Genomic DNA, 15650 nt, shown 5'->3' on the forward strand with positions numbered 1-15650 from the left:
TCGATCTCGAACTCACGCTGGCGCCGGTGCCGCCTCGCCTTGCGGCTTGGGGAAGGGCCGGAACGTCATCGCCATCAGGAAGGCGCCGAGGCCCATCGCCCAGGAGGCGATGTAGAGCCAGGCGTAGCTGGAGAACGCGTCGTAGATCAGGCCTCCTGCAAGCGGGCCGGTGGCCATGCCGAGGCTGCCGGCCATCGCCGTGCCGCCGATCACCGTGCCCATCATCTTGAGCGGAAAATTCTCGCGGATGAGAACGGCGTAGAGCGGCATGGTGCCGGCATAGATGAAGCCGAAGGCTGCTCCGACCACATAGAACGTCGTGAGTTGATTAGCGAAGACATAGGCGAGCGCACCGAAGGCCTGGAGCAGCAGGCCGGAGACCAGCACGCGCTTGGCGCCGAAGCGGTCACCGAGCAAGCCGAAGGCGATGCGGCCGCCGAGACCGGCAAAACCCTCGATGCTGTAGATCGTCACCGCCGCGACCAGCGGAATGCCGCAGCTCACCGCATAGCTCACCGTATGGATGATCGGTCCCGAATGGGTGGCGCAGCAGAAGAAGTTGGTGGCGAGCAGGATGATGAATTGCGGCGAGCGCAGCGCCTCACCCATCGACATCTCGGTTTGCGCAGCGCCCTCACCCTTTGGCGCAGCCGCCGCTTGCGCGAGCGCAGGCGGACGGCGCACCAGGAACGAGACCGGGATCATGATGGCGCCGACCACCAGTGCCACGATCTGCATCGAGGTGCGCCAGTCGTAGCCCGAGACCAGCCAGGCCGCGAACGGGGCCATCGTCATCGGCGCCATGCCCATGCCGGCCGAGACGAGCGACACTGCGAGACTGCGCTGGGTCTCGAACCAGCCAGTCACTGCCGCCATCATCGGTGCGAAGATCGCAGCGCACGCCGCGCCGGTCAAAAGGCCGAACACGATCTGGAACACGATCAGCGAGGTCGCGAGGCTGGCGGCGAACAGGCTCAGCGTCAGCACGATCGATCCGGTCAGCACGACTGGAAGCGGCCCGAACCGGTCGGACAGCGTGCCCCAGACCATGCTGGTGAAGGCCATGGCCAGAAAGCCGATCGTCATCGCGCCGGAAATGCCGGTCACCGACCAGCCGGTCTCCTTGGCGATCGGCTGCAGGAACACCGGCAGCGAAAACATGCCGCCGATGGCGACGCAGCCGAGCAGCCCGCCGGCGGCGACGATCACCCAGCGATAGGGGGATTGGGTCATCTTTGTCTCCCGAGATGATCTTGTCTGATTGGAAGACGAATGGGAACCGCACCGGCCGACAGCGTCGCCACGTTTTTGAAGGGCATCGCCAAACAAAAATTGCGAAAACAACCCCATGCACAGTAGATGGTCCCAGCGGGATCAATGACTTAGCGGAGAGCGAAATGAGCGGCCGGCGGCCCGCGAAGGCTCGCTGTTGTTTGACGCGTCGGGCAAAACATCACGGCCTCATCCCGCCAATCCACCTCGCCTTCGCTCGTGTGACCGTCCGCGATCAAAGCTCACACGGCCGCTCTGCGGCGCCAGATGCTGACCGTGAGCCAGATTGCCGAGACCAGAAAATAGAGTGCGCCGACCGCAGCATAGCCCGCGACGTTCGCGATCGATGGAGCCGCGGGCATCGTGGCCTGAAAGATGAAGAAACCGCCTGCGAGGGCCGACTGGCCACCGCTCAGCACCATGGCCCATTGTGCGCCAAAGAGCTTCCAGCGCCGCACGGCCGTGCCGAGCTGGAGCAACCCGGATAGGATCGCCCACGCCCCGAAGATCCCGAGCACCCAGTTCATGCTGACCTGCAAGGCCAGCACGACCGCGATGGTCGTCGCGAGGCTGACCAGCACGTTCAGGCCCTGCGTGCGGTTTTGGTTCAACCCGCCGCTGCAGAGCGCGTCGAGATAATTGGCTGCGGCGTCCCACGCCGGATACGCGACGAGCAGCGCTGCTGCGACGATCGCCGACGACGGCGCGATCGCAAAAGCCGCAATGACCCAGGCGACGGAAAACGCGGCCCGCAGAAAATAATACTGCTTCAGCCATTGCGCGTGCTCGACGATGTCCGAAGTTGTCTCACGGTCTCTCATGTCTTCTCCTTACCTACTAGTTGGTAGTTAACACCAGACAAGTCGACGCCGGACGGTTTTGCGCCCAGCGTTGCGCCTCGTCATTCAGTGCCTGGTGGTCAGCCGGTCGAGCAGCGGCCGGGTAATGGTCCCGAACATCCTGGGATCGCCATAGGCGCGCGCCGATAGCATTGCGCCGTGAACGGTCGCCATGAATCCTTCAGCCTCGACCTTCGCAGTGCTGGAAAGATGCAGCCGCCCCTTCCGCTTGCCGCGCTCCAGCACCGAGGTCAGCCACGACGCCAGGAAACGGAAATGCGCGCGAACCTCCAGCGCCACCTCCTCGGGGAGGATGGGAAGCTCGCTGGCGAGCAGCGCGCAAACGCAGAAGGGAGCGGTCGCGTCAGTGATACACGCCTCCCAATAGGCGACATAGTTTTCGAGCTGGTCGCGCGCGTCCGGGATGTTGCGCTCAAGCGCCGCCAAACCCGCCTGCGCCTCCTCGCGATAGCGCGACACCAGGGTGCGGACCAGATCGACCTTGCTGGCGAAATGATGGTGGATGCTCGGCTTGCGAATGCCGACCACGTCGGCGATGTCGGCATAGCTGAAGCCGTTATAGCCGCCGGCAATGATCAGCGAGCGGGCGCAGGCCAGGATGTCGTCGGCGGTGGTGGAGACGTTGCTCATGCAGGTTAGCTACCTTCCAGTTGGTAGGGCGTCAAGGAGGGATGCTTCAACGATGCGTGAGTGGTAGGAGCCTCTCATGACCATCCGCCCCATCGTCCGCTACCCCGACCGCCGGCTCGCACTGCCGGCCCGCCCCGTCACCGCGTTCGACGATGGCTTACGAGAGCTTGCGGCGGACTTGCTGGAGACGATGCGCGCCGCACCCGGGATCGGGATTACCGCGCCGCATATCGGCGTGCCCTTGCGCGTCGTCGTGCTCGAGCTCGACGGCAAGGACGGGCCCCTCACCTACGTCAATCCGGTCATTGAGTGGGCCTCCCCCGAGATGATCATGCACCGCGAGGGCAGCGTCTCGATGCCCGGGGTCAACGACGAGGTGCAGCGCCACGCGCGCGTGCGGATCAGCTACAACGATCTCAGCGGCAACACGCAAAGCGAGGAATCGGAGGGCTTGCGCGCCGTGTGTCACCAGCACGAGATCGACCAGCTCGACGGCATGTTCTGGATCCAGCGACTGTCGCGGCTGAAGCGGGAGCGGCTGGTGAAGACGTACGAGAAGATGCACAGACCTTGAGGGGATCAGCCAAATGAATTCGCTATCCGCCAGCGCCGAAAGCTAGACGGATGGACTACGCCAGCGGCCCTCGCTTTCGCTCAGCCGCTGGCGCCTCACACGCTCAGATCATCCGGCCTTGGCGGGTACGGGCGTGTTGAGCAGCTGCTGCTCCCACAGGTACGCGATGCCGCTACCGCCGGCATGCTGGATGATCACCTCCGTCAGCGCGGCAGCTTGGTCGATCCGCGCCCAGTCGCGCTGCCATTCGGCCGCGACCGCCAGCCAGGTCATCATATTGACGCCCGCCGCGATCATGCGCTGGATTGCGACCTGGTGGGCCTCCACCGAAACGGCGCCAGAGGCGTCGGTGACCACCGTGACATCCCAGCCCTCGCCGCGAGCCTGAATCGCCGGCATCGCAACGCAAATTTCGGTCCACAGGCCAGCAATGATGAGCTGCTTGCGACCAGTTGCCTTGACTGCGTCCACCACCTTGCGATCCTCCCAGGTGTTGATGAACGTCCGGTCGATCACTTCCTGGCCAGGGCAAACGTCGGTGATCTGAGGAAAAAGGAGACCACCCCGTTCAGCGATCACCGTGGTCAGGATCGTGGGGACACCGAAGGCTTTGGCGGCCTTGGCCAGCCCGGCCGTATTGTTGATCACCATCTGCGGTTCGTGGCTGTTCACGTTCGCAAGTTGGTACGGCTGGTGGTCGATCAGAACGAGGACGGAGTCTTCGGGACGAAGGAGCGAAGCAAGGCCGTTACGAAAAGTCATCGTTGCATCCTTTACTGCCGCTGTGAGCGGCACTGGTTCGGAGACGTACGCCAACAGCGACGTAGCCCAACGCGAGATTGATGGTCTCGGATGCGATACGGTAGTGTCAGGTCGCGACACGCTGTGTCGCCGAATGAGGAACGCTGAATTGGATATTGAAGAGATACGGACGTTCGTCGAAATCGCCGACGCCGGGGGGATTTCGTCCGCCGCGACACGGCTGGGCGTCGCCAAATCGATCGTCAGTCGTCGGCTCCTCCGGCTTGAAGCGGAACTTGGCGTTCAACTGCTTGCAAGAACGACCCGCGGGGCTGCCCTCACGGAGGCCGGCGTCACCTTCCGAGACCATGCAGCCAGAGTCCACGCGGAGATCGAGGCAGCAAAGCAGGCAGTTTTACCCGCCGGAGAACTGCGCGGCCGCTTGCGAGTTGCAGTGCCGCTTTCTTTCGGCCCGACCCACTTCGCTCCCATCCTAGCGGAAATGGGCCGGCGCCATCCCCATCTCCAGATCCAGACCTGCTACAGCGATCGCTTCGTCGATCTCATCGCAGAAGGATATGATTGCGCGATACGCGTTGGCCATCTTCAGGACTCCAATCTGATCGCAAGGCGCGTCGGTCCCGTCTATGGGAAGCTTCTCGCCAGCCCGGACTACATCAAGACCCATGGGTCGCCTGAATCGCCGGAGGAACTCCTCGGCCACGAAGCGCTCATGCAGGGCACCGAAGCGTGGCAACTCATGGATGGCGACAAGATCATCACAGTGCGTCCGCAGGGGCGCTTCAAGGCCGACAACGGCACAGCTCTGGTTTTTGCTGCCTTGGCAGGACTTGGGGTCGCCTACCTTCCCGACAGGCTCACCCAAGAATACGTAGCGTCCGGCGCGCTCGTGCCCGTCATGACACGATATCCCCCGTCGCCGGCGGGTGCGTATGTGATCCGCCCGCCGGGTCAGCATCCCGCGCGGAAGATACGGGTTCTCACCGAGTTGCTGATCGAGTATTGCGAGCCGGCTCCGCAGCCGGCGTAACCTCGCCTCACCCAATGTCGCGATCGGCTCAAGCTCTCTTCCCGCTCCTTTTGCTGAGCGGCGCGTTGCGACGCTCGCGCTTGCCGCGCGCGATCTCGGTGGCCAGCGCGTCCAGCTTCGGCTCCCAGAAACTCCGGAACTGACCGATCCACGCATCCACCGCGCGAAGGCCTGCAACATCGACCGAATAGAGGCGCCTTTGCGCCTCCGCCCGAACGTTGGCAAAGCCGCACTCTCGCAACACCTTCAGATGCTGCGAGACCGCCGCCTGGGTGATGCCGAACTCGGCCCCGATGGCTTCGACGACCTCACCGGACGCCATCTCCCCGGGCGCGAGCAGCTCGAGGATGCGGCGGCGCACGGGATCGGCGAGGACCTCGAAGATTTGCATCAGCTTCCTGTGCCGGGATGAGCGATGTCGGGCGGCATCTCGCCGCGATAGAACGCGATGGTGCGGTCCGAGCGCTGCTTCGCCGTGTCGGGATCGACCCCGCTGGCGACATGCGCCGCGCGCCAGAATTCGCCGCTGGTCGTCATGAAGTCCTTGCCCTCCGGCGAGACCATCCACGCCTCCGCCGTCTCGTGGTCGACCGACGCCCCGGTCGCAAGATATCGCTCGAGCCCCGCGAGCGCGAGATCCCAGCCGATCCCAACTGCACCCGGGCCGAATTGATTCCAATGATCCTCGATGATCGCGGTGTGTTCAAGCGTCAAACGCGCCTGACTTCGTTCCGCGCTCAGCTTGACGTCGATCCAGCTCACAGCGCCGCCGAACTCCCATGTCGCGGCGAAATGGCTCGGCGGCGTGCAGGCCGTGATGGTGCCGCCCGCATTGCCCTTGACCTGATACCTTCCGCCGAGCTGGAGCTCTCCCTCGACCGGCGCGAACCAGCGCGGAATGCGCTCTTTGCTCGTTACCGCGTCCCAGAGATCGTCGACACCAGTGTCGTAGAGCCGCGTCAGCGTGACGACACTCGCCGGCTTTCCATCCTTGTCGAAATTGCGCACCGAACGCGCAACAAGCCCCAAGACTTTGGCGACGTCGATTTCCATTACGCTTCTCCCTGGCGTTTCGCGGGTGAATATCGGCCGCCACGAATATAAGTCAATACTTATATTAATCCGTCTCGCTGCGTCAAACCGCCTCGCAGCCGGCGTGAACAAAACAGCCGTTTCGGCGTCTATCGGTGTCCCACCCCGCCAAGCCTGGCATAAGACGGAAGAACCTCATGAAAGTTCGCAAATTCGCCATCTCCGATGCTTCGCTCGAACGCTCGCCGGGACAGGACGCCGATATCTTCGTCAGCAATATGGTCGACCAACGACACGGCGGACCGATCACGATCGGCTACGGGCGCTACGCACCGAACCAGACTCTGGACGAAACGATGAAGGTCGACGATGTCATGTTCGTCATCGAGGGGAAGCTCTCGGTCACGAGCGGCGGCAGCACCGTCACCGCGGGGCCCGGCGAGATCGTCTACATGCCGAAGGGTGAGACGGTCACGATCCGCTCACACGAGCAAGGCGCCCTCACCGGCTACGTCACCTATCCACATTGGCAGGAGGCGCATGACGGCGCCGGTTAGCCGCTGACGGCCAGACCTGCTGGATTGATCATGCGGTCTGGCGTGAATGAACGAGACAATGGTTGATTTCCGCTGTCGTCGCCCGGCTTGCCGTCTTCGCTCAAGCTACGCCGGCCCGACACCGAGAGCCCGGCGAAGCCTTGGCGTAGCCGGGACCGGGCGACCCAGTACGCCGCGGCCTGGCGGTTCAATCATGATCGCCTCTGGAATGCTGGATGCCCCGGTCAAGCCGGGGCATGAAGCGAGTGCTCAGCGCGAACGACGGCAATGCGGCTGGTTACCCGCCCGCCATCAGCGCCTTCGCCAGCGCCATATAGGCCGGCAGCGTCACGGGATCGTTGGCGGCGTTGCCGGCCATGGGATGCGATGCATAACGCGCGATCACCATTTCAGCCTTGGGATCGATGTAGATGCCCTGGCCGTGGACGCCGCGCGCCATGTAGGCGCCGTGGGCATTGTGCGTCACCCACCATTGGTTGCGATACGACGCGCCCGGCAGGGTGGCGTAGCCGGCCGGCTTGAATTTTTCGGGATCGCCGCCGCGCGCGATGTCCTCGACCACTTGTGATGGCACGATCTGGCGGCCGTTGAAGCGGCCGTGATTGCGCATGGTCTCGCCGAAACGGGCGAGATCGCGCAGTGTCGTGGAGAGCCCGCCGCCGCCGCTCTCGGTGCCGATGCGGTCGACGTGATAGTGCGCATCCTCCTCCGCCCCCATCGGCTGCCAGATGCGCTCGGACATCAGCTCGGACAAGGTCATGCCGCTGGCGCGGCGGCAGATCCACGCGAGCACGTCGGTGTTGACGGTCTTGTAGGCGAAAGCCCTGCCGTGCTCGCCCTGCTTTGTCTGCGCCATCAGAAAATTGAAGATGGTGGTCGCGCCGTCGTAGTCCGGCGGGATCGGCGCCATGCCGTTCGCCCGCCGCAGGCCCCAGACATCAGAATTCTTGTCGGTATAGACTTCGGTGTAGAGAAGCCCCGTGGTCATATCCATGACCTCGTGCACGCGCGCGTCCCCAAACGCGCTCGTCTTCAGCTCCGGCACGTAGTCGGTGACCGGCGCCTGCGGATCGATCCTGCCCTCGGCGACCAGAATCCCTGCGAGCACGCCGGTGAACGATTTCGTCACGGACATCGCGATATGCGGCTTGTGCGGCTTCAACGCACCAAAATAGCGCTCATAGATCAGCTTCCCCCGATGCAGCACCGCGATGCCGTCGGTGTAGGTCTCCTCCAGCATCTTTTCAAAGGTCATGGGCCGGCCATCCATCGTGGTCGAGGCGACCGCGCCGATGTCCTGCTCCGCGCGCGGCAGCACCGACGCCGGCCCTGCGCCGCGCCAGACGTTCACCGTCGGCACCAGCTGGCGGATGTTGGACCACGCCCAGCGCAGCTCGGGGAAATTGCGGAACGAGCCGTCCTGGAAGGTGATGGTGCGGTCGGACGATGGGGGGAAACCGCGCATCCAGCCGAGGGAGTTGGGGTCGGTGGAGGTGGCGGGCTGTTGGCTGGGCGCGATCGCGGTGGACATGCAAGGTGGCTCCGGAGAGGACGACGCGGATGTCGTATCACGGCGGAACGTGACGGACATCCGACGTTTGCGCCGGGTCCCTGCGCGCCGATCAGGACACCGCAGCGCAAATCCGTTTCACCACCGCGCTGTCGCACTCCCGAGCACGGTCCGTCCCTGCGTGAAGGAGCAGGTCCCGGCGTTGCAGATCGGCACGCGTTCATCCGACAGGTTGCGCGCATTCACGGCGAGCCGCATGCCGCGATAGTCGTGATGCGCCCCCGCGTCGAACGCCATGATGGCGGGATTTCTGATCGTGTTGACCTCGTCCGCCCAGGTCTGCCCGATCCAGCGCGCACCGGCACCGATGCCAAAGCCTGCAAGCGGGCCGGTCTGCCAGGTGTAGTCGAGGAAGATCGCGGCCTGCTGCAACGGCACGCCGATCGGCACCTTGCCAAGATCGAGGCCATTGCTGCGCGTGACGGTCGCATCGGTGTAGCTGTAGGACGCGATGCCCTTGAGTCCCTCGGCCAACGACAGCACGGCTTCGAGCTCCGCGCCGCGCGATCGGACTTGGCCGGTCTGCACCGAGAAGGTGGGAAAGGCCGGATCGATGGTCAGCACGTTGTCCTTGGTCAGGTTGAACCAGGTCGCCGTGAAGTAGCTATTCCAGCCGAGAGGTTGATATTTGATGCCGGCTTCGAAAGATTCACCCGTTGTCGGCGCGAACGGCGTGCTGCCGCGCGGTGGGGCCGTCGTGCCGGTTAGCGGCAGAAACGACGTCGCATAGTTCACATAAGGAGCAAGGCCGGACTCGAACAGATACAACAATCCGGCGCGGCCAGTGAACTTGCCGGGCGCGCTATCGCTCGTCACGCCCGTAAGGTCGTTGCGGTTCGACAGCGCGGCAAAGTCCTGCCGGCCGCCGATGGTCAGCCGCCAGCCGCCCCAGGCCATCTGATCCTGTGCGTAGAGCCCGACCTGGCCGAGCGTTTGGCTGTTGGCGCTCATCAGCCCCAGAGGGGTCGTCGGCGCCGAGCTGCCGTAGACCGGATTGGTCAGATCGAGCGACGGCGCCAGGCCCGCATAATAGTCCAGCGTCGTGCCTTGCCGGAAATAGTCGACGCCGGCGAGCACCGTATGCTTGACCGGACCTGTGACCAGCTTGGCCTCGATCTGATTATCGACGTTGAACGTGTTCAGCCATTCCCGGAACGTCGCACCATAGCGATTGAGCGTGCGCCCGTCGGGCGAGAGGCTGAGAGCATCGACCATGTTGCCCTCGAACGACACGTGCCCGATCCGGACATGCTGCCGGAAGGCCAGCGCCTCATTGATGCGATGGTCGAGCCTGTATCCGATCGAGGCTTGCCATTGCGTAAGCGCGTCGAATGCGGGGTCGCCGAGACGAATATTGGTGACCACGCCCGTCACCGGGTTGCGCAGATAATACGGCCACATCGAGGTCTTGCTGCGCTCATACTCGGCCAGCACGGTGAGTGTCGTATCCTCACCCAGCTTGGCGGTAAAGCTCGGGGCGAGAAACACGCGGTCATCCCAGGTCCCCGGGATTTGCGTGCCGCTGTCACGCACCAGGCCGGTGAAGCGGTAAAGCAGCTTGTCGTTGTCGAGCGTTGGCCCGCTGAAGTCGAACCTGCCCTGATAGCGATCGAAATTTCCGATATCGAGGCCGACCTCATTGAACCGCTTATCGAGCGGCATCTTGCTCACATAGTTCACCATGCCGCCGGCTTCGTTGGCGCCGTACAGCACCGATGACGGGCCGCGCATCACCTCGATTCGCTCGGCTCCGTAGGGTTCGTTGCGAAAATAGGCGAACGAACCATTGCCCTGCCGCAAGCCGTCACGATAGTTGCCATACACGTTGGCCGCAAATCCCCGGATCAGAAACTGATCATAACGGGGATCGAAACCGTAGGGCTGCGTCTGCACACCGGCCGTGTAGGCCAACGCCTCGCCGACCGTTCGCGCACCGGTGTCGCGGATCTGATCTTGCGTCACGACCGAGATGGATTGCGGCGTCTCGATCAACGCCGTGTTCGTCTTGGTGCCGGTGGCGCTGCGCGTCGCGACGAAGCCCTGCACGGGACCGATCGCGCTCTGCAGCGTCGGGGCCGATGCCGGAGCTCCCGCCGCAAGCTGTGCTGGCCGTGGTGGATTGGCGCGTTGGGGCGGTCGCCGCACGCTGCTTGCGGCTCCAGCTCGCGCGGCTTGCGCGCGGCGGGCCTGCGCCGGAGCTTCAACGGTCACTGGAGGTAGCTGAGCTTGAGCGTAACTCTTGCCGTCAAAGCCTGCATCCAACACAAACAAACTGCAGGTCGCGAGAAAACCACGCCTCACGGCATTCAAACCCAGCATTCCAATCCCCGGTTAGAGAACAACCTCAGCTGCTGACTTATGGGCACACGGAGACGGGGAAGCGAAGTTGAATGGGTCTAAACAATGCTCTCTGGTCGCGACTGTGACATAGTTGCGACTCCGGTGCTGTAAGCGCAGCACGCGACAAGTTGCACGTCGCGCCTGCTTCCAGAGAATTCACAGGCGCCACGCGGAATAATCCGTGACAGCCGATGCGACAACCTCATCCGGCTTCCGCGCCAACGCATCCATCTGCGTCAGACAATCAGGTCGGCGGCAATTCACCGAAAAGATCGAGCACGGGTACGCCGAGCAGCTCGAAGTGCCTGACGTTGCGGGACGGGATCGTCAGCGTATGCTGGCGCGCTGTGGCAGCAATGATGATATCGGCAAACCCCGGCGCATGCCCCCTGCCCGCGAGCCCGATCCGATAACTCTTCCGCAAGCGGCGCAGCCGCAGTGTCGAACGGATCACCTTTGATCATCGGCAGATAGGGGTCGGACGGCCCCAGTCGCCTAACCAGCCCTCGAGACCGCACGTTAGACAGGCAGCTAGAATCAACGCGCCGCAGAACCATCGTCCAAACATTCGGCTAGCGAACAGAGGGTAGCGCCTGACGGTCAAGCTGGGACCGCCTTCCACAACACAAACAGAGCAGGCAAAAATAACCGCCGAAAGCCGCGACGTCGGACGTATCATACGCCGCTTGTCAACTTATAGCCGAGAGATGGGTGGCCTGCCGATCCTGCGCGCCCCCCAATCCTCATCCCGCCTTGAGCAGCCACCGGATTGGCAATGCGACCACGAAGAGCGTGGCCACACCTGCGGCCCACAGCGCAGCGAACCACAGCCACTGCCGCCAGGCGCGAGACATCCGCGGCATCAATGATATCCCTCGCCGTGCCGCACCTTCCCGCGAAACAGCCAATAGACGTATCCGGTGTAGACGAGGATTACCGGCACCAGCACCGCCGCGCCGATGAGCAAGAACAACTGGCTGCTGGGATGCGTGGCTGCCTGCCAGATCGTGATCGAGGGCGGCACGATCATCGGCCACATGCTGATGCCCAGCCCGGCATAGGAAAGCAGGAAAAAGCCGAGCGCGCACAGGAACGGCATCGCATCCTCGCCCTTTGCGAGCGCGCGATGAAAGCGCCATGCCAGCAGGGCCAGAAGGATCGGCACCGGCGCTGCGTAAAGCATGTTCGGCAGCGTCAGCCAGCGCTCGCGAAACGCCGCGCTTTGGACGACCATCATCAGTGATATGAGGGCGATGAAGCTGAGTGTCACAAACCCGAGAACGCGTGCGTAATTGCGGCAGCGTGACTGAAGCGCTCCGTCGGTCTTCCATATCAGCCAGCATGCGCCGAGCAGGCCGTAGCCGACGACGAGGGCAACACCGGTCAGAATCGAGAACGGTGTCAGCCAGTCCCACCAGCCGCCGGCGTAAGCACGCCCCTCCACGCGGATGCCCTGCACGATGGCGCCAAGGCAAACGCCCTGGAGGAACGCCGCGGCAAAGCTGCCCCAGGAGAAGGCGCGGTCCCACCATACTTCACCGGCGGATGTGCGGGCCCGAAACCGCATTTCGAAGGCCACCCCGCGAAACACCAATGCAAGCAGCATCAGAATGAGCGGCATGTAGAGTGCGGGGAAGATGGTCGCATAGGCCAGCGGAAACACGGCGAACAATCCGCCGCCGCCCAGGACGAGCCAGGTTTCGTTGCCATCCCAGACCGGTGCCACGGAGTTGACCATGACATCGCGGTCGGCTCTCGCCGCCTCGGCCGGGAACAGGATGCCCACGCCGAGGTCGAAGCCGTCCATCACCACGTAGAGCAACACGGCCGTGGCAATCAGCAGCGCCCAAATCAGTGTGAGGTCGATGCTCATGGACTGATCCCCGCCTGCCTCGGTTCTGCTCCGTGCGTCCCACGACTAACCAGGCCTGGCGCCGGCGTGATGCCCGCCGTACGCACCGGCTGGCCTTGCGGCGGTCCGTGCTCGCCGGCTTCAGGCGTCTGGCGGAAGAGGTGAAACAGATATGCGATACCCGCGCCGAACACGACGAAGTACACGACGACGAATGCGGCGAGTGATGCAGCGACGGCCGGCGCGGCAATCGGCGCGACGCTGTCCGCGGTCCTCAGCAATCCATAGACGGTGAAAGGCTGTCGCCCAGCCTCTGTCACCGTCCATCCAGCGGTCACCGCAATCAGCCCGGACGGCCCCATGGCCACGGCGAAGCGGTGTAGCCATGGCGTGTCGTAGAGCCTGTTGCGCCGGCGCAGCCAAAGCGAGGCGACGCCCAGCGCGATCATCAGAAGACCCAAGCCGACCATGATGCGGAATGCCCAGAAGACCAGTGGAATGTTGGTCGGCCATGTGTCCTTCGGGAAAGCCTTGAGCCCCTTGACCTCTCCATCGAGGCTGTGCGTCAGGTAAAGGCTCGCGAAGCCAGGGATGGCGATTTGGCCGCGGGTCACCCCGGCTCCGGCATCCGGCATGCCGAACAGGATGGAAGGCGCGCGGCGCTCGGTCTCGAAGTGGCCTTCCATGGCGGCAACCTTGGTGGGCTGGTGGTGATACGAATTCACGCCATGAAGATCGCCGATAAAAAGCTGCATCGGGGCCACGATTGCGGCCGTCCACATCGCCATCGAAAACATGATGCGTGCGCGTTCGTTCATCCTGTCCCGCAGAAGGTGCCAGGCGCCCACGGCCCCCACGATCATCGCGGTCGTCAGGTAAGCCGCCGTTACCGTGTGAGCGAAGCGATAGGGGAACGAGGGATTGAAGATGATCGCGAACCAGCTCTCCGGAATGAACTGGCCGTCCGGTCCCATTGCATGCCCGGTCGGCGTTTGCATCCAGGAATTGGCGGCGAGAATCCAGAACGCCGAGAGCAAGGTGCCGCCCGCGACGAAGCAGGTCGCGACGAAATGCAGGCGCGGACCGACGCGGCCAAGGCCAAAGAGCATCACCCCGAGGAAGCCGGCCTCGAGAAAGAATGCCGTCAGCACTTCGTAGCCAAGGAGCGGTCCGAGCACCGGCGATGTCTTGTCGGCGAACACCGACCAGTTCGTGCCGAACTGGTAGGACATGACGATCCCCGACACCACGCCCATGGCGAAGGCGACAGCGAAAATCTTGAGCCAATAGCGATAGGTATCGAGATAGGCGGCGCGGCCCGTCCACAGCCACAGACCTTCGAGCACGGCAAGATAGCTCGCCAGTCCGATGGTGAAGGCCGGAAACAGGAAGTGCCAGACCACCGTGAAGGCAAACTGGAAGCGCGCAAGATCCAATGCGCTGGGCAGTAAGTCGGACATAGCTCCGCCCCCGTCATCAAGTGCGGCCCGCAGCTAACGCTTTCAACTTAAGCGGGTTCCAGCTGCCTCGATCATCCGGATCCAGGGTGTAACCATTCTGCGCGCACTGTCCTTGGAGGGTATCGTCGGCAGACCATGGTCTCAAGAGGCCCGAATGTCCTACCCCCCCTGCAGCCGGCGAACTGCGATTGAGTTCGACGCGCAGCTGCGCGCTCGCGTGGCCGAAGCGCCGCTGCCGAGCATCGTTCGATCCTAAGCCGACGCCGGTCTCTGCACGTTTGGCGGTGGCGCCGCATCATCGGCGTCCGGATCCCGCCCCTGACTCCTGTCGAGTTGTCGCATGACCGGCGTGACAGTCAGTCCGTGAAGCAGAATCGACAACAGCGCCACGAGGCCAACGATAGCCCACATCCGCTCACCGTCGGCCATCTCCATATGGTTGAGCCCATAGGCCAGATAGTAGAACGAGCCAACACCTCGGATTCCGAAAAAGGCCAGCGTCATCTTCTCCGAAAAGCGGGCATTGAACCCGGCCAGCGCAATTAAGCCGCCGATCGGCCGGATGATGAGCAGCATCGCCGCCGCCGCCGCTACGTCCACCAGCTGGAGCGGGCGCAGCAAACCGCTGACCAGTGCCCCGCCGAACAGCAGCAGCAGGACCATCATGGCTAGCCGCTCGACCTGCTCGGTGATGTCGTGCATTTGTCGGTTGAATTCGTGGTCGCGGTGCGATCGGCGTAGCGTCAGTGCGGTGACGAAAACGGCAAGGAAGCCGTAGCAGTGGATCAGTTCGGTCACACCGTAAGAAACGAACGTGGCCGCGATCGCGATGAGACCGTCTCCCGTCTTCGACAGCTTCGTGTCGCTGGGAACGTGGAAGGTGAGCCAGCCGAACAGCCGACCAATGAGCCAGCCGCCGATGAGGCCGGCGCCAATCTCCCACAGCACATTGTGGAGCAGCCACTGCCCGGCCCAGGGTTCCCCCGTTGCCGTCGCCAAACTGAGGGCGATCGCAAGATTCACGAACGGGAAGGCGAAGCCGTCGTTCAAGCCTGCCTCGGATGTCAGCCCGAAGCGAACCTCATCCTCTTCCCCGGTCTTCGGAGGCCCGACCTGAACGTCGGATGCGAGCACCGGATCGGTCGGCGCCAGGCTTGCCCCCAACAGCAGTGCTGCGATCCAGGACAGGCCCAGCAACCACCCTCCCATTGCTGTGATTGTGAGGATTCCAATCGGCATTGTGATCGCCAGCAATCGCCAGGTGACGCCCCACTTCCGCCAACTGAACGGGCGATCGAGCTTCAAGCCGGCCCCCATCAGCGCAATGATCACAACGAACTCGGTGAAACGCTCGGTGAAGTCGGGGTAATCGAGCGGCAGCGGCCGGAGCGTGACTGCCGGCAGCGAGAAGATCGCAGCTCCGATCCCGATGCAGACGATCGGCAGAGACAGGGGCAGCCGCTTCAGGACGAGTGGTAGCCAGGCGACCAGCGCGATCAGCAGGCCCGCTCCCGTCAGGATCAGAATGTATGGCTCTGGAGCTAAGGAGGAGACTTGCACCGTCCTTCAACGCCGCAGAGCTGTGAACAGTTCACACGGGAATTGGGATTCTGTGGACTGTCGAGCCCTATCGAACATTTTCGGCGAGCCGGCGCAGCAGCAGGGGCGTGGTCTGAAAAAGCCGCCCGATAAGTCAGCTTCAGGATGCGGA

Annotated in this window: 15 protein-coding genes; 3 read left to right on the top strand and 12 right to left on the bottom strand. The window is 63.5% G+C overall.

The features are described from left to right. Nucleotides 1–12: 12 nt before the first annotated feature. From RX330_RS22355 to RX330_RS22365, 3 genes are all read right to left on the bottom strand, one after another. Nucleotides 13–1233, bottom strand: coding sequence for an MFS transporter (locus RX330_RS22355; RefSeq protein WP_317239824.1), 1221 nt, complete (start codon nucleotides 1231–1233; stop codon nucleotides 13–15). Nucleotides 1234–1514: 281 nt separating this feature from the next. Further along, on the bottom strand, nucleotides 1515–2093 hold the full coding sequence (locus tag RX330_RS22360; protein ID WP_317239825.1) for a DUF308 domain-containing protein: 579 nt from the start codon (nucleotides 2091–2093) through the stop codon (nucleotides 1515–1517). A gap of 84 nt (nucleotides 2094–2177) precedes the next feature. Continuing rightward, nucleotides 2178–2762 (bottom strand): TetR/AcrR family transcriptional regulator, encoded by a 585-nt coding sequence (locus RX330_RS22365; RefSeq protein WP_317239826.1) that lies wholly within the window; start codon nucleotides 2760–2762, stop codon nucleotides 2178–2180. 76 nt (nucleotides 2763–2838) lie between these two features. Between RX330_RS22365 and RX330_RS22370 the strand changes: the two genes are divergently transcribed. Continuing rightward, nucleotides 2839–3336, top strand: a complete 498-nt coding sequence (locus tag RX330_RS22370; protein ID WP_317239827.1) for a peptide deformylase — start codon at nucleotides 2839–2841, stop codon at nucleotides 3334–3336. A gap of 108 nt (nucleotides 3337–3444) precedes the next feature. Here RX330_RS22370 and RX330_RS22375 read toward each other — a convergent pair whose 3' ends face one another. Further along, nucleotides 3445–4098, bottom strand: a complete 654-nt coding sequence (locus RX330_RS22375) for a hydrolase (RefSeq protein WP_317239828.1) — start codon at nucleotides 4096–4098, stop codon at nucleotides 3445–3447. Nucleotides 4099–4246: 148 nt separating this feature from the next. Between RX330_RS22375 and RX330_RS22380 the strand changes: the two genes are divergently transcribed. Next, nucleotides 4247–5128, top strand: coding sequence for a LysR family transcriptional regulator (locus RX330_RS22380; protein WP_317239829.1), 882 nt, complete (start codon nucleotides 4247–4249; stop codon nucleotides 5126–5128). A gap of 28 nt (nucleotides 5129–5156) precedes the next feature. Here the strand turns inward: RX330_RS22380 and RX330_RS22385 are convergent, their stop codons facing one another. Both RX330_RS22385 and RX330_RS22390 read right to left on the bottom strand, forming a co-directional pair. Then, the gene (locus RX330_RS22385; RefSeq protein WP_212086523.1) at nucleotides 5157–5519 is read right to left on the bottom strand and encodes an ArsR/SmtB family transcription factor; all 363 of its coding nucleotides are present in this window, start codon (nucleotides 5517–5519) and stop codon (nucleotides 5157–5159) included. Continuing rightward, a complete protein-coding gene (locus RX330_RS22390; protein WP_317239830.1) occupies nucleotides 5519–6181 on the bottom strand; it encodes an SRPBCC family protein in 663 nt (220 codons plus the stop codon). Before RX330_RS22390 ends, RX330_RS22385 begins: the two co-directional genes overlap by 1 nt. A gap of 176 nt (nucleotides 6182–6357) precedes the next feature. Between RX330_RS22390 and RX330_RS22395 the strand changes: the two genes are divergently transcribed. Continuing rightward, on the top strand, nucleotides 6358–6717 hold the full coding sequence (locus RX330_RS22395) for a cupin domain-containing protein (RefSeq protein ID WP_317239831.1): 360 nt from the start codon (nucleotides 6358–6360) through the stop codon (nucleotides 6715–6717). A gap of 277 nt (nucleotides 6718–6994) precedes the next feature. On the opposite strand, the gene RX330_RS22400 is transcribed toward RX330_RS22395, so the two are convergent. From RX330_RS22400 to RX330_RS22425, 6 genes are all read right to left on the bottom strand, one after another. Next, nucleotides 6995–8248 carry a serine hydrolase domain-containing protein gene (locus RX330_RS22400; RefSeq protein ID WP_317239832.1) on the bottom strand — a complete coding sequence of 418 codons (1254 nt, stop codon included), beginning with the start codon at nucleotides 8246–8248 and terminating at the stop codon, nucleotides 6995–6997. A gap of 117 nt (nucleotides 8249–8365) precedes the next feature. After that, complete coding sequence (locus tag RX330_RS22405; protein WP_317239833.1) at nucleotides 8366–10432, bottom strand: TonB-dependent siderophore receptor; 2067 nt, start codon at nucleotides 10430–10432, stop codon at nucleotides 8366–8368. A 439-nt stretch (nucleotides 10433–10871) separates the two neighbouring features. Then, the gene (locus RX330_RS22410; protein WP_317239834.1) at nucleotides 10872–11081 is read right to left on the bottom strand and encodes a hypothetical protein; all 210 of its coding nucleotides are present in this window, start codon (nucleotides 11079–11081) and stop codon (nucleotides 10872–10874) included. A gap of 408 nt (nucleotides 11082–11489) precedes the next feature. After that, nucleotides 11490–12500, bottom strand: coding sequence for a cytochrome d ubiquinol oxidase subunit II (gene cydB / locus RX330_RS22415; protein WP_317239836.1), 1011 nt, complete (start codon nucleotides 12498–12500; stop codon nucleotides 11490–11492). Further along, entirely contained in the window at nucleotides 12497–13939 is a 1443-nt protein-coding gene (locus tag RX330_RS22420; RefSeq protein ID WP_317239837.1) for a cytochrome ubiquinol oxidase subunit I, read from the bottom strand. Before RX330_RS22420 ends, cydB begins: the two co-directional genes overlap by 4 nt. Nucleotides 13940–14191: 252 nt before the next feature. Continuing rightward, nucleotides 14192–15499, bottom strand: a complete 1308-nt coding sequence (locus RX330_RS22425; protein WP_317239838.1) for a cation:proton antiporter — start codon at nucleotides 15497–15499, stop codon at nucleotides 14192–14194. Nucleotides 15500–15650: the final 151 nt, after the last annotated feature.

The organism is Bradyrhizobium sp. NDS-1, from assembly GCF_032918005.1.
GTDB classification, from domain to species: Bacteria; Pseudomonadota; Alphaproteobacteria; order Rhizobiales; family Xanthobacteraceae; genus Bradyrhizobium; species Bradyrhizobium tunisiense.

Coding starts and splice junctions, on each gene's coding strand:
- RX330_RS22355 (WP_317239824.1), bottom strand. CDS start 1,233: ATGACCCAATCCCCCTATCGCTGGGTGATCGTCGCCGCCGGCGGGCTG.
- RX330_RS22360 (WP_317239825.1), bottom strand. CDS start 2,093: ATGAGAGACCGTGAGACAACTTCGGACATCGTCGAGCACGCGCAATGG.
- RX330_RS22365 (WP_317239826.1), bottom strand. CDS start 2,762: ATGAGCAACGTCTCCACCACCGCCGACGACATCCTGGCCTGCGCCCGC.
- RX330_RS22370 (WP_317239827.1), top strand. CDS start 2,839: ATGACCATCCGCCCCATCGTCCGCTACCCCGACCGCCGGCTCGCACTG.
- RX330_RS22375 (WP_317239828.1), bottom strand. CDS start 4,098: ATGACTTTTCGTAACGGCCTTGCTTCGCTCCTTCGTCCCGAAGACTCC.
- RX330_RS22385 (WP_212086523.1), bottom strand. CDS start 5,519: ATGCAAATCTTCGAGGTCCTCGCCGATCCCGTGCGCCGCCGCATCCTC.
- RX330_RS22390 (WP_317239830.1), bottom strand. CDS start 6,181: ATGGAAATCGACGTCGCCAAAGTCTTGGGGCTTGTTGCGCGTTCGGTG.
- RX330_RS22395 (WP_317239831.1), top strand. CDS start 6,358: ATGAAAGTTCGCAAATTCGCCATCTCCGATGCTTCGCTCGAACGCTCG.
- RX330_RS22400 (WP_317239832.1), bottom strand. CDS start 8,248: ATGTCCACCGCGATCGCGCCCAGCCAACAGCCCGCCACCTCCACCGAC.
- cydB (WP_317239836.1), bottom strand. CDS start 12,500: ATGAGCATCGACCTCACACTGATTTGGGCGCTGCTGATTGCCACGGCC.
- RX330_RS22420 (WP_317239837.1), bottom strand. CDS start 13,939: ATGTCCGACTTACTGCCCAGCGCATTGGATCTTGCGCGCTTCCAGTTT.